The 14,077-nt window shown below is 38.5% G+C and carries 12 protein-coding genes; 7 read left to right on the forward strand and 5 right to left on the reverse strand.

Going from position 1 to position 14,077, the window contains the following annotated elements; translation table 11 throughout:
* The first annotated feature begins 66 nt into the window (after window positions 1-66).
* Entirely contained in the window at window positions 67-450 is a 384-nt protein-coding gene (locus ACEXOE_RS13950; protein ID WP_394749426.1) for a RidA family protein, read from the forward strand.
* On the opposite strand, the gene ACEXOE_RS13955 is transcribed toward ACEXOE_RS13950, so the two are convergent.
* The 4 genes from ACEXOE_RS13955 to ACEXOE_RS13970 all read right to left on the reverse strand — a co-directional run bounded on the left by ACEXOE_RS13955 (window position 447) and on the right by ACEXOE_RS13970 (window position 8,034).
* Complete coding sequence (locus ACEXOE_RS13955) at window positions 447-1,298, reverse strand: N-acetylglucosamine kinase (protein WP_394749427.1); 852 nt, start codon at window positions 1,296-1,298, stop codon at window positions 447-449. The genes ACEXOE_RS13950 and ACEXOE_RS13955 overlap by 4 nt on opposite strands.
* Window positions 1,299-1,382: 84 nt before the next feature.
* Window positions 1,383-2,384 (reverse strand): type I glyceraldehyde-3-phosphate dehydrogenase, encoded by a 1,002-nt coding sequence (gene gap / locus ACEXOE_RS13960; RefSeq protein WP_394749429.1) that lies wholly within the window; start codon window positions 2,382-2,384, stop codon window positions 1,383-1,385.
* 22 nt (window positions 2,385-2,406) lie between these two features.
* Window positions 2,407-3,393, reverse strand: a complete 987-nt coding sequence (pfkA, locus tag ACEXOE_RS13965; protein ID WP_394749430.1) for a 6-phosphofructokinase — start codon at window positions 3,391-3,393, stop codon at window positions 2,407-2,409.
* Window positions 3,394-3,549: 156 nt separating this feature from the next.
* Window positions 3,550-8,034: a translocation/assembly module TamB domain-containing protein gene (locus ACEXOE_RS13970; RefSeq protein WP_449619018.1), complete on the reverse strand. Its 4,485-nt coding sequence runs from the start codon at window positions 8,032-8,034 to the stop codon at window positions 3,550-3,552.
* A 71-nt stretch (window positions 8,035-8,105) separates the two neighbouring features.
* On the opposite strand from ACEXOE_RS13970, the gene tsaD reads away from it, so the two are divergent.
* Genes tsaD through ACEXOE_RS13985 form a run of 3 tightly spaced genes read left to right on the forward strand, consistent with a single transcriptional unit; the run spans window position 8,106 to window position 10,221 of the window.
* Window positions 8,106-9,131: a tRNA (adenosine(37)-N6)-threonylcarbamoyltransferase complex transferase subunit TsaD gene (gene tsaD, locus ACEXOE_RS13975; RefSeq protein WP_394749431.1), complete on the forward strand. Its 1,026-nt coding sequence runs from the start codon at window positions 8,106-8,108 to the stop codon at window positions 9,129-9,131.
* A 47-nt stretch (window positions 9,132-9,178) separates the two neighbouring features.
* Complete coding sequence (locus ACEXOE_RS13980; protein ID WP_394749432.1) at window positions 9,179-9,505, forward strand: TfoX/Sxy family protein; 327 nt, start codon at window positions 9,179-9,181, stop codon at window positions 9,503-9,505.
* 5 nt (window positions 9,506-9,510) lie between these two features.
* Window positions 9,511-10,221: a 16S rRNA (uracil(1498)-N(3))-methyltransferase gene (locus ACEXOE_RS13985; RefSeq protein WP_394749433.1), complete on the forward strand. Its 711-nt coding sequence runs from the start codon at window positions 9,511-9,513 to the stop codon at window positions 10,219-10,221.
* An 84-nt stretch (window positions 10,222-10,305) separates the two neighbouring features.
* Here the strand turns inward: ACEXOE_RS13985 and ACEXOE_RS13990 are convergent, their stop codons facing one another.
* Window positions 10,306-11,103 carry a DUF1223 domain-containing protein gene (locus ACEXOE_RS13990; protein WP_394749434.1) on the reverse strand — a complete coding sequence of 266 codons (798 nt, stop codon included), beginning with the start codon at window positions 11,101-11,103 and terminating at the stop codon, window positions 10,306-10,308.
* A gap of 41 nt (window positions 11,104-11,144) precedes the next feature.
* Here ACEXOE_RS13990 and ACEXOE_RS13995 point away from each other — a divergent pair, with 41 nt between their 5' ends.
* The 3 genes from ACEXOE_RS13995 to ACEXOE_RS14005 all read left to right on the forward strand — a co-directional run bounded on the left by ACEXOE_RS13995 (window position 11,145) and on the right by ACEXOE_RS14005 (window position 14,076).
* The gene (locus ACEXOE_RS13995) at window positions 11,145-11,795 is read left to right on the forward strand and encodes a DUF4159 domain-containing protein (RefSeq protein WP_394749435.1); all 651 of its coding nucleotides are present in this window, start codon (window positions 11,145-11,147) and stop codon (window positions 11,793-11,795) included.
* Between the two features lie 3 nt (window positions 11,796-11,798).
* Window positions 11,799-12,887 carry an AI-2E family transporter gene (locus ACEXOE_RS14000; RefSeq protein WP_394749436.1) on the forward strand — a complete coding sequence of 363 codons (1,089 nt, stop codon included), beginning with the start codon at window positions 11,799-11,801 and terminating at the stop codon, window positions 12,885-12,887.
* Window positions 12,888-12,960: 73 nt separating this feature from the next.
* On the forward strand, window positions 12,961-14,076 hold the full coding sequence (locus tag ACEXOE_RS14005) for a THUMP-like domain-containing protein (protein ID WP_394749437.1): 1,116 nt from the start codon (window positions 12,961-12,963) through the stop codon (window positions 14,074-14,076).
* Window position 14,077 lies beyond the last annotated feature (1 nt).

Raw genomic sequence — 14,077 nt, forward strand, 5'->3', positions numbered from 1 at the left:
TCTATGTTAGAGTACAAAGCGCACGAACATCCAGCTTAAACACTAAAATTAAAATAACGCAATAGCATGAAAAAAATAATCACAACATCGAATGCACCCGCTCCGATTGGCCCCTATAACCAAGCTACCTTGAGTGGAAACACTTTGTATATCTCCGGACAGATACCTATTGATCCCGCTACGGGAGCATTGGTAGAAGGAGACATTAAAAAAGAAACGCGACAGTCTATGGAAAACCTTAGCGCTATTCTTAAAGCTGCCGACATGACCTTTGAAGAGGTGGTTAAATCTACCATCTTCGTAAAGGATATGCATCAATTTGCGGCCATAAATGAAGTTTATGGTGCCTATTTCAACGCAGATACTGCTCCTGCCAGGGAAACCGTTGAAGTTGCCAATCTACCCAAGTTTGTCAATGTAGAAATTTCTATGATCGCTGTAAAATCTTAAAGCGTATCTCTATGGAATTCCATGAGACCTTCGATAGGTCTTTGACGGATCACCCCTAAGATAAGGTCGTTCCTTTCAATTACCGTAGCCAGTTCGTCCCTTAAATAATGGGCAATACTCCCTACAAAATTGATCGGGACTTTTGTGGCCAGTTCAAACTGCATAATATAGTTGTTCACAAATTGTTGGAACCCCTTATCGATGACGCCTTTGCAATAAGGATGCTCCTTGTTTTCTATCATGAAACGGGCAAAGGTTGCCAAATAGGTGTTTGGATTGGGCTGTTTATACAGATGTTCCTTAATATTATCCGCATCCAGATTGTATTCTTTGGCAAATTTTATACCCAGGGATTGTGGCATTTTATGAAAGTAATAATCCCGCAATAATTTTCGTCCAAAAAAGTTTCCACTGCCATCATCCATGAGTATGTATCCTAAAGAAGTTACTTTTTGAAAAAGCTGGTTTCCATCGTAATAACTGCAATTGGATCCTGTTCCCAAAATACAAATAATACCTTGGTTACCAATTTTGGTAGTAGAATAGACTGCGGCATAGGTATCTTCTTTCACTTCCGTTTTTGCATTGGGAAAGAAATCACTGAAAATTTCCTTTAAAAAGGTCTTCATACGATCCGTACCACAACCAGCGCCATAAAAATACAAGTGACTTACCTCTTCCTTGCTCTTAGAGAGCTCAAAATTATTGGCCAAACGATCTTCTATGACTTCCCGTGTCAAAACCTCCGGGCTAAGTCCTAATGTTTGTGTAAAAAATAACTCTTTCCCGTTATTATCAAGGGCGATCCAATCTGATTTTGTGGCACCACTATCTACTATCAATATCATACGCAAGGATTAAAAAATAATCCTGAAAACGAACTTATTTGCCCGTTTTCAGGAAAGATTCCAATAATTATATTTTGGTTCGGCCTACAAAGTAGAAACGTATTCTGCAATGTCTACCAACTTATTCGAAAAGCCAGCTTCATTATCGTACCAGCTTACTAATTTAAAAAATTTAGAATTCAATTCGATTCCAGCACCTGCATCAAAAATACTTGTGCGTGCATCGCTTATAAAATCCTGGGATACCACGGCTTCGTCCGTATATCCTAAAATTCCTTTTAATTCTCCCTCAGAAGCTGTTTTAAATACTTTTTTCACTTCGTCGTATGAAGTTTCTTTCTCCAAACGAACAGTAAGGTCTACTACAGAGACATCTGCGGTAGGCACTCTAAATGCCATTCCGGTTAGCTTGCCTTTCAATTCTGGAATTACTTTAGTAACTGCCACCGCAGCGCCTGTAGAAGCCGGAATAATATTGAGCATGGCACTACGTCCACCACGATAGTCTTTTCTTGAAGGTCCGTCTACCGTCATTTGCGTTGCCGTAGTAGCATGAACTGTTGTCATCAAAGCTTCTTCAATACCAAAATTGTCGTTCAATACTTTTGCCAAAGGTGCCAAACAGTTTGTGGTGCAAGAAGCATTGGAAATAATAACATCCGATGCTTTAATTTCTTTATGGTTTACTCCCATAACAAACATAGGAGCGTCCTTGGATGGTGCAGAAATCACTACTTTTTTAGCCCCTCCATCAATGTGATATTGCGCAGTTTCCATAGTAGTGAAGATACCTGTACATTCGGCAACGATATCAGCTCCTACTTCATCCCACTTCAAGTTTTTAGGGTCTCGTTCTGCCGTAATACGTACGCTTTTTCCATTGACGACCAAGTGACCATCTTTAACCTCAACGGTACCATCAAATTTACCGTGTACGGAATCGTATTTCAACAGATACGCCAGATGTTCCACATCCAACAGATCATTGATAGCTACCACTTCTACATTATCTCTCTTAATAGTGGTTCTAAAAACCAGTCTACCAATTCTTCCAAACCCGTTAATTCCTATTTTTAATTTTGACATTTTTCGCTATTTATTATTATAATTATACGGTCATTATATCTGAGACCCTAATAAGTTCTGTATCTATTTCTGTATGCCCCTTTATGGCCTTATCAATAGGGGTCAATGTTATTTTATTGTCTTGAATCCCTACCATTAAATTGGTTTTTCCTTCTAAAAGCGACTCTACCGCCTTTACCCCCATTCGACTGGCCAAGACCCTGTCAAAACAAGAAGGTGTACCTCCGCGTTGCATATGCCCCAAAACGGATACCCGAACATCGTAGATCGGCAAGTGCTCTTCTACATATTCCTTCAGCTCAAAAACATTCTTTCCGATTTTATCCCCTTCAGCAACAACAACGATACTCGATGATTTTCCGGAAGCCTTACTACGCTTTAAGGATTCCAGCAAGCGTTCCAATCCTAAGTTTTCCTCTGGAATCAAAATTTCTTCGGCACCGGCTCCAACGCCCACATTAAGGGCAATATGGCCCACATCCCTTCCCATAACCTCAACAAAAAAGAGTCTATTATGGGAACTGGCCGTATCCCTGATTTTATCTATGGCATCTACCACCGTATTCAAGGCCGTATCAAAACCAAGGGTATAGGTAGTACCAAAAATATCGTTGTCTATTGTTCCTGGAATACCAATAACTGGGAAATTGAATTCTTCGTTGAATTTCATGGCTCCCGTAAAACTACCATCGCCTCCTATCACCACAAAAGCGTCAATCCCCTCCTTGATCAATTGATCATAGGCTTTTTTCCGTCCTTCTACGGTCATGAACTCTTTACACCTGGCAGATTTAAGGATGGTCCCTCCTTTATTGATGATGTTGTTTACACTACGTGCATCCATGGGTTTGAAATCCCCCGCGATCATTCCTTCATATCCTCTATATATGGCTACGCATTCCACTTTAAGAAATGCACAAGTACGCACTACAGATCGTATTGCCGCATTCATTCCCGGAGAATCTCCTCCCGAAGTTAATACCGCTATTTTTTGTATTTCTGAGCCCATTTAAATTAGTTTCAAAAGTTAAAACTAGGAAACTTATTTTAAATATAAAGACCTAATTCTTCAAAATTATGAATCTTAAACGTCTCAAACGTTTTCGTAGAAAAAATTAGTAAAAATTACCGTATTTACTAACTATAAGCTAATTACAAAAAGAGCTTATTTGGGTATTTTGGTCTTATGTACCAGCTTGATCAAGCTATCGTTGCCGATGTAGGTTTCAGCAGGAGGGGCCTTTTTGGAATTTGCTGGTGTAGGTGGCAAAACAGGCTTTTTTTCTTGTTTCTCCTCTTTCTTTTTCTTTGCAAAAACCTTGTTCATCAATTCTTTGAAGGTATCAAAATCTACTTCATAAGACAACCCTACTCCTTGCGTATATCCTTGGCGATCTGCCAAAAACTGTTGGATCTCATTTTCCCTATTGAACACCTTTGCACTGAGCGTTCCTTCTTCGTTCAGAAGAATTTGTAGTTCGGCATCTCCGGCCACCACAGTTTCACTTACTCCTCCGACCGGAACTCCAAACTTCCCATTAAATAAAAGACGATCACTTATTTTAGTGCTGATATTAACGCCTATCCTACTTTCTGTTTGCACATCTGTGGTAGGGTCAAGAATGGCTTGATCATAGGAAACACCCCAATTTAAATTTTCGTTATCCCCAGAAAGCAATTGATTGAGATAACTGTTTGCAGACTGAATCAAGTTCCCGGTCAGCGCTTGTTGGTTAATACCACTTCTATCGTTAACAAATGTACCTTGTCCCAAAAGAAAAAATGCATTTCGCTCTTCTACCGTGGGGTCTTGTAAACGGTACTCCAATTCCGATTGCACAATGGAGTTGGTTCCAGGGAATTCAATATTAAAGTCAATCGTAGGTTTTTCCAATTCTTCGGTCAAATGTACTACCACATTTGTTGGAATACGTCTGGTATAGCCTGAATTGTCTAACAAAGGTGCCGGATTGGCTTCCAAGGAATATACAGCTTCCATATTGAGTTGAGCCGCCAAGGGGTCTCCTTCCCAGAGGATGGTCCCTCCTGGTTTTACGCTAAAGGTTTTATCTATAAATCCGCCAAACCTATAGTTGTAGGTTCCTGTTACCACAACAAATTCCCCTTCCATCTCAAATTTCCCGTTGGTATTGATCTCTATGGACAATATGCCCTCTCCTGTCCCTTTTAAGGAACTGCCTGTTTTAGGGTCTACTACGATCTCTACTTCGGCGTCTGAAGTAACGTCTAAATCAAAAGAAAGCTCTAAACCCTGATACTCTTCAAGGGTACGCTGTTGTTCAATAGTTTTTACCGTATTTTTATCCACGAAACTAATAAAGGAATAATCCCCTACACTAGCCACATCACTAATAGGGATTTTTAGGGAAGTCCCACGAGCGGTAGCACCTTCCACTTCGATATTCAAGGCCTGGGCAGGACCATATATTCTCCCTGTTCCATTTAAAAATCCGGTTCCGTAATAGAGCGATTCTTCTTCCAATTCCGTATTGAGAATCAGGAAACGGTCTTCATTGGTATCTACATTTAAATTCATATACCAATCCCCAAACGCATAATGATTGATTGTACCATTTAAAGTAGCCCTAGTATTCTCTGCAATATCCGAAAGACGAATATCCTGAAAATTAAAGGTTTGATCATAAAGCACCACTCTGGAGTTATTGGCAAAGTCATAATCTACATTGAGATATGGGATGGCAATCCCCGCATTATTCAGGTTAAGAATGCCATTAAAATCAGGATTGTTTATATCGCCCTGTATTCGTGCACTTCCATCCAAACTCCCTCTAATATTTGTAATCACCCCTTCCCCTAAAGGACTAAAAGGTTCTAAACTAAACCCACTAAAGTTGGCCAATAGGTCAGTTTTTGGTGTATCTCCCCTATTGGTAATCTTCCCAATAACACTCAATTTTTCCAATCCTTCCTGTACCAACTGCGAATTCACTGCAAATTCGGTCAAATCCCGATTTCCCAAAATACCAATAGTTAAATCTCCCAATCCTTGGTCGTTTACTGATAAGTCCGAAATATTAAGGTTTGAAGAAGGTAAATATTGGTTGTCCTTTTGATAGATATTCAACGTTCCGTTGACCTCCCCTTTGAGGCGCAAACTATCTATTTCTGGAGTAATTTTATCCAGAGATACAATTTTAAACTGCAGTTGCAAGTCTTTATAAGTAGAATCTGCCAATTGTCCCCGCAGTTTTATTTGCTCTTCCACACTATTGTTCATCACAATCTCTTCGATATAGATACTATCCAAGGTTTTATTGATAATAACTTTATTTTTGGAATCGCCATTTTTATTCAACACCCAGGTATTGCCCTTAAAGTTCACATCTGATTTTTTCAGTCCTATGACCGATTTATTATCTTTATTGAAGGTGTGATAGAAATTCAGATTATAGCTGTCATTATAGGTACTTCCGCCTTTGAATTCCGTTCTAAAGAAGAGGGTATCTTTTAAGGTCGTATTGATAAGACTAAAGTCCTTTACATCGTAATAGTTTGTAGAAAGGGCATCTACCGACACAAAAGTATTATACAGGGCATTTTTATTATCTACTTTAACATCTATATTTCTTAATTCGTTTCCATAGGCCTCTATACTTGGAGATTTAAATGTTAGTTTAAAATCTCCTTCATCGGCAACGATATTTCCCTTGATGAAGGTATTGGGATCAAATTTTACTTCGGGAAGGAATACATCTACAATTTTATTGTAAATCTTAAAATTAAAATCGATGTGTTGCCCTGAGGATATTTCAAAAGGTCTGTAGTTGGTATAAATACTCCCGATGGAGTTTTGTACAAGTTTACCCAGTTCATTTACTTTGAACTTCCCTTTCATATAACCCGTGATAATATCGGGGGAATTAATTTTTACCGACCTGATGGAGTCGTTTTCAAAGGAAGAGGATATCTTGAAATCATCAAAGTAGTACGTATCGCTTCCATTGTTGAAATTGGTCTTGGTAAATTTGATATCACCAATAATATTATCTAGCGAATTCCCCGTAATATCCATATTGACGTTTCCTTTGAAAATGGATACACTATCATTGATAAAATTCAATTTCTTCAAATCTGCATAGTCTACGGAAGCAATAAAATTGAAGTTGTTATCCTTTCCATGCCCAAAATCTGCCAGTCCTTTAAAATCTAATTTCAAATTCTCATCATTACTGATCAACGACCCATCAAAAAGTTGTTCTTTGATAATACCGGAAACCTTGAGGTTTTTATAGTCGTATCCGTTAAAGCGAATGGAATATACCTCTCCTATTACCTCGGTATTCAGGTTTTCCTGAGCTACACCTTTTCCATCGACATTGAAATCCAAAGAAGTTTTCCCAAATTGATCATCATCCAAAAAATCTCCAATATCGAAATCAATAAAGGAGACAAAGCCTTTATATGAGGCGTTATCAATTTGATCGATATCCGTAAGTTCCAAATCAGAATAACTGCTCCCTATAGCCGTATTGATATTTACCCTTGATATTATGGAGCTTTCTGTTATCTGTGCATCTCCCCTAACGGTGAACTGCCCCAGTTTTTTAAATAAAGAAGGCAGGGAATTTCCGAGAATATTGGGCAAAAGTGAGCGCAATTGATAATAACTGGTGGTAATATTCTTGATTTTAGCATCTACTAAAAACGGATTTTTACTGGAAAACAGGTTTTTAAAATTAAAATCCCCTCGAATACCGGTATTGTCTGACTGTAAAAAAAGAGATTCCGCATGTAAATCGTTCAGCACTCCATTGATTCCACTGGAAAATATGACTTCTTTCCCTTTTCCAAATTCATTGTACAGCAAATTCACTTCATCCAATGCCACAACGGATTCTTCGAAATTGCCGGTCAGCTCTACTTTATCCAAGAAATTGGCAAAATCTTCCCGATTATAATCAAAAACCAAATCTCCTTTAATTTTGGAAGCATTGGTTGCAATACGAAGAGAATCAAATCGCATCTGTTCCTTTGTATATTTGAAATCCGTACGCATTTCCTTGACCCGGAGCCCTCTTTTATCATCAAAGGACAATTGGGTAATATTGGATGTCACTTCTGGTCCTAAGATGCCAAAGTCTTTTGCGATGATATTCAGCTTTGTAAAGTCTAAACTTTCCGGATTCTCATTGTTTTCATCGGAGAGTGTAAACTTGCTATTTTGAATATTGATCTCTTCTGCTTTGAATAAGAATGGCGGAGTCCCCGGTTTTCTGGGAGTACCATCATCTAATTTGTCTATAAAGAAGCCCAGATTGGAATCTTCCGCTCCCTGATAGGTCTTTAACTTAAAGCGCAGCTGATCAACGTCTATATCCCCAAATTCCAGTTTTCCGTTCATCAAATTATTGACATTGAGAATAGAAGTGGTCAATTCGTTAATATAGAAAAGGGTGTCCTTTTTATAATCTTCTACATAGATTCCCTTCAAGGAGGTGTCCCATGAGATCAGGGACACTTTTAAGCGATCAATGTTGATATTGGTCCCAAACTCTTCATTGATAGAATCTGTTGCATAACGGGCAAACCGGGTCTGCACAGCTGGAATGGACAAGATAATAGTGCTCAGAACACATATCAGCAGGAGTACCAATAGTATTCTAATCAATATTTTTCTTAGTTTTTTGATAGGGCTTTTATGTTTTACCTTTGTGTATTCAAATTTTATTCCAAACTGAGGTGGAAAACAAAACTATTTATATTCTTGCCATAGAATCGTCATGTGATGATACTTCTGCGGCGATACTTTCTAACAATAAAAAATTGAGCAATGTCGTGGCAACACAGGAAATCCATGAGCAATATGGGGGTGTTGTTCCCGAATTGGCATCCAGGGCACACCAGCAAAATATTGTTCCGGTAGTCCACCAAGCATTGGTCAAGGCAAATATCGATAAAAAACAGTTATCCGCCATAGCTTTTACCCGTGGACCTGGACTAATGGGTTCTTTACTGGTTGGCACTTCCTTCGCCAAATCCCTGGCTATGGGGCTACAAATTCCGCTTATTGAAGTAAATCATATGCAAGCGCATATTCTGGCCCATTTTATTGAGGAAGAAGGCATGACTCCTCCTCCATTCCCATTTTTGGCCATGACCATTAGTGGGGGACATACACAGATTGTTCAGGTAAACAATCATTTCAATATGGAAATCTTGGGAGAAACCTTGGATGATGCGGTTGGGGAAGCCTATGATAAAAGTGCTAAAATACTAGGATTACCTTATCCTGGAGGTCCTTTGATCGATAAGTATGCACAAGCCGGAAATCCGAAAGCTTTTCCTTTCCCGAAGCCAAAGGTTGGGGATTTAAATTTTAGTTTTAGCGGCCTAAAAACCAGTATTTTATATTTCATTCAACGGGAAACCAAAAAAGATCCCGACTTCATTAAGAAACATAGGGATGATATCTGTGCTTCTATTCAATACACTATAGTCGGTATTCTTATGGATAAGCTAAAAAAAGCAGTAAAACAGACCGGAATCACACATATTGCCATTGGAGGTGGCGTTTCGGCAAATTCAGGCATTCGCCATGCGTTGAAAGCTGCAGAAAAAAATTGGGGATGGACGAGTTATATCCCCAAATTTGAATATTGCACGGATAATGCTGCAATGATCGGGATTGTAGGCTATCTTAAATTTATGGAAGGTACCTTTGCCGATCAAAGTATAACTGCCAAGGCCAGATATGTCATAGGATAATTCATGAATTGCCAACCTAATCAAACAAGTATTTAAAAATTAGTTTTATGTCCCTTACCGAAGATTTAGCACGCCGGGTACGTACATCCATTGCCTTGTTTCCCGAAACATTTACGGAGAAAAAAATGTTTGGGGGCATTTCTTTTCTATACCAGGGTAAAATGACAGTGGGGGTGTTAAAAAATGATTTGGCGGTACGCTTGGTTTCAACGAAGATGGACGAATTGCTTCAATTGCCTTATGTGCGTCCTATGGATTTTACAAAACGCCCTATGAAAGAGTTTATATATGTATCTTCCGAAGGTTTTAAAACAGAAGAACAACTATTACAATGGATTACCCTAGGCCTAGAACATGCAAAAAGTAAACTATAGCATCTATGCAATTATTTTATAGTCCAGAAATACAACCTGGAGATTCCGAGTTCACTTTTTCTTCGGAGGAAAGCAAACATATTGTCCGGGTTTTGCGAAAAAAAGAAAATGACATTGTACATATTACCGACGGTAAAGGACACTTGTTCGAAGCTGTAATCATGGTTGCCGATGCCAAAAGATGTAGTATTAAGATACTACAGCTTGAACAACAAAAGGGAAAAGATTATCGCTTACATCTGGTAGTTGCCCCAACAAAAATGAATGATCGTTTCGAATGGTTCCTAGAAAAAGCAACCGAAATAGGGGTTCATGAAATTACGCCTGTTATTTGTGATCATTCGGAGCGCAAAGTTATTAAGATGGCCCGTATGGAAAAAGTGGTGCAAACGGCTATGAAACAATCCCTACGCACTTTTTTACCACAATTAAATCCTCCAATAGCTTTCAGCGCATTTATGGCTCTTCCGCATACCGGACAATTATTTATCGCCCATTGTGAGGAAGGAAACAAAAAAGAACTCAAAAATCAGCTTTCCAGCCAGTCTGAAGGCACTATTTTGATTGGACCGGAAGGGGATTTTTCTTCTAAAGAAATAACTCTGGCGCTGGAAAAGGGCTTTGTTCCCGTTTCCTTGGGAGAACATAGATTACGAACGGAAACTGCAGCTATTGTAGCATGTACAACAGCTAGCTTTGTAAATATGTCTTCCTAAAAAAAAATTCCGCACTCCCTCGACTGGTGAGGAAATGCGGAATAGCAATCCAAAACTAAACACAAACAAACTTCGTTTATATCTTTAGTGCTTTATACGCTGTTTTGAGGCTGCCGTAATATCATAGGCGTTGTTTTCTACAAATACCATTAATTGAATAGCTTCATTAGGTCTCACAATATTTGGAATTTCAATCGAAGCCGATCCATTGTTCGTTGAAATACTGGAATATTTCTCGGCCACTACAATATTGCTATTGGTCAATGTTCTATTTCTGTTTTCCCCCCTTTTAACTTGTGTAGTTCTCTCATCGAGGACCAACACCGCCTTTATATTTTTTCCTGAGATATCTCCAAGAATGTCATAATCAAATTGCACCGTCTTAGCTGATGTTTTTACATTTTTCAGGCTTATTTTATTAGAAGCCTTCTTCTTTTTGTAAGCGTTGATCCTGTTATACATCTTACTGCTACTTGATCCCACAAAATGTTCTTGCCCGTTTACTACCAATTGAGGGGTATAATTACTTCTACTTCTAAACTTGATATTATAATTGCGTTGCTTATTGGTATATGCCGCTTTGCTAAACGGATCTTCCCAACCTATGTAATTCCAATAATCCACATGATAGGATAAAGCATAGACCTCTTCTTTATATTGCTTCTTCACTTTATTCAACAATACATCTGCAGAGGGGCAACTGGAACAACCCTGGGAGGTAAATAATTCCAAAACCACAAAAGGCTCATATACATCAAATTCAGAAGCTGCCGCTTCTGTCGCTCCTACTTCAGCAGAATCTGTCCCGATTTCCAGAGAGCTAAAGGCCATAAAACCAAAACTAAAAAGAACAATTGCGAAGACTATGATTTTTTTAAACATGAGATTTATTACATTTGAGTTATTTAATAGTTCGTAGCTCCATGAAACAACTTACGTCCACCATATGCATTTTAACTTTTTTTTTCGGTTTATCCGTATCCGCCCAGAAAATTGCCACCCTTAAATACAATGGAGGTGGAGATTGGTATTCCAATCCTACGGCATTACCAAACCTGATCGCCTTCTGCAATAGAAATATTGGGACAACGATCACAACGAAACCTGAAACGGTAGAGGTGGGCAATACCGCTATTTTCCAATATCCATTTTTACATATGACGGGACACGGCAATGTATTTTTCTCCCAAGAAGAGGCCGACAACCTCAGGACCTACCTTTTATCCGGTGGTTTTTTGCATATTGATGATAATTATGGGATGGAGCCATACCTTCGTAAAGAGCTCCCAAAAGTATTTCCAGACAAGGAATTGATAGAATTAGGGGCTGATCACCCTATTTTTCAACAAACCTATTCCTTCCCAGAAGGGCTTCCCAAAATCCATGAGCACGAAGGAAAACGTCCTCAGGCATTCGGAATATTTCACAACAACAGGCTTATACTCTTATTTACGTATGAAAGTGATTTAGGCGATGGTTGGGAAGATGAAGAAGTACATAACGATCCAGCTCCTATTCGCACCAAAGCACTGCAAATGGGTGCCAATATTATACAATACGCCTTTAAAAACTAGACCATGACTTCAAAAATTATTGCTAATGGCATTCTTAGAGCACTCGGTATTATTCTTGGGGTGGTACTTTTGTGCTATTTTCTCTCCAAAATAAGTGCTGTACTTGTCTATATAGGCATCGCCGCTGTAGTTTCGCTTATAGGAAGGCCCATTGTACTTTTTCTGCGGAGACGTTTAAAATTTGCCAATACCCTAGCCGTTATTATCACCATGTTATTGCTAATTGGGGTTTTAATTGGAATCATTGCACTTTTCATTCCGCTCTTGGTACAACAAGGCCAAAATCTTTCCCTATTAAATATTGATGCCCTACAGGCCAATGTTGAAAATTTATACCAACAGATGACGAGCTATTTTGGCATTAGTTCTGCAGAAATTGAGGCCAATATCAAAGAGTCCAAATTCTTTGCGAATCTCGACTTTGGTTTTATCCCTAATTTTCTGAATTCGATTGTGGGGATTTTGGGAAGTTTAAGTGTCGGTTTGTTCTCTGTCCTGTTCATTATGTTTTTCTTTTTGAAAGACAGTAAACTGTTCGAAGAAGGACTTCTGGTACTTATTCCGAGTGGCAAGGAAGGTCGTTTTAAAAAATCGATCAACACCATCAAAGATCTGTTATCGCGCTACTTTGTTGGTCTGGTATTTCAAATCCTGATCCTCTTTATTATTTACACTGTGGTATTGCTCATTTTTGGTATTAAAAATGCCATCGTAATTGCTTTTTTATGTGCCCTCTTAAATCTTATTCCCTACATAGGTCCCATGATCGGTGGAGTGCTTATGTTGGTACTTTCCATGACCAGCAATTTAGGGGCCGATTTTAGCAGTGTTATTTTGCCAAAAACTACCTATGTCATGATTGGTTTTGTTATTGGACAATTGGTGGATAATTTCTTTTCCCAACCTTATATTTTTTCAAATAGCGTGAAGTCACATCCCTTGGAGATTTTCCTTGTGATTATCATAGGTGGATTATTATTTGGTGTAACCGGAATGATCATTGCCGTACCTGGATATACCGCTTTAAAGGTAATTTTAAAGGAATTTTTAGCGGAAAACAAGATTGTAAAGTCCTTGACCAAAAACTTATAGTTTTACTTTGAATAAAAATATATTAAATACTGGTGTTCAAAATTTTATAATAAAAAATTACAATACTGACATCATGTCAGTTCTTTTAAAAAAACAGGTTTTTGAGGGGGTAACACCCCAAGAGTTGGTGCAACAGCTTGAAGCAAAGAAAAAATGCAAAAACAAGCTTCCCACATGGTTTCGTTCCCCTAAGATTTACTATCCCAAAAAACTTCAAATTGAGCAAACCTCCTCTGAAATAACTGCACGCTATAAAGCGGAAATTATTGCTGGAAAATCCTTGGTCGACCTCAGTGGTGGATTCGGAGTTGACAGCTATTTTTTTAGTAAAAAAATGGACCGTGTTTTTCATTGTGAAATTGACTCCGAACTCTCAGAAATCGCCGCCCATAATTTTAAGATTTTGGGTGCAAATAACATCCAATCCCACCCAAAAAATGGCATTGATTTTTTGTGTACTTCCAAAGCAAATTTTGATTGGATATACAGCGATCCTTCCCGAAGAAATGATCGTAAGGGAAAAGTGTTTTTGCTATCTGATTGTCTCCCAAATATTCCTGAAAATTTGCCTTTGATTTTTGAAAAAACATCACATGTTCTTTTAAAGACCTCTCCCCTTTTGGATTTTTCCGTTGGGCTAAAAGAGCTTAAAAATGTAAAAGAAATCCATGTGGTCAGCGTCAATAATGAGGTAAAGGAATTATTGTGGGTAGTAGAAAAAGAGTATTTGGGAGGTATTACCGTGAACACCATAAATTTTAGAAAAAACAGCACTGAAAAATTTAGTTTTTTACGAATTGATGAACAGGAAGCCACTGTGCAGTACAGTATGCCTTTAGACTATCTTTATGAACCCAATGCGGCCATTTTGAAATCGGGGGCTTTTAAGACTATCGCAAATCAATTCTCACTAAAAAAATTACACGAACACAGTCATTTGTACACTGCTGAAACACTTTTAAACTTTCCTGGGAGGCGTTTTAGGATTGAAGCCGTTTATCCTTTCCACAAGAAGAACATTCGCAAATCGGGCATCTCCAAGGCCAATATCACTACACGAAATTTCCCGGAAAGCGTGAGTACGCTCCGAAAGAAATTAAAAATTGGGGATGGCGGTGAGGTATATCTTTTTTTTACCAAAGATATGCACCAGAACCATATTGTGATCAAGAGTGCGAAAGCCCCTTAAA

Origin of the sequence: Spongiimicrobium salis (assembly GCF_043678055.1) — a bacterium.
Classification (GTDB): Bacteria; Bacteroidota; Bacteroidia; order Flavobacteriales; family Flavobacteriaceae; genus Spongiimicrobium; species Spongiimicrobium salis.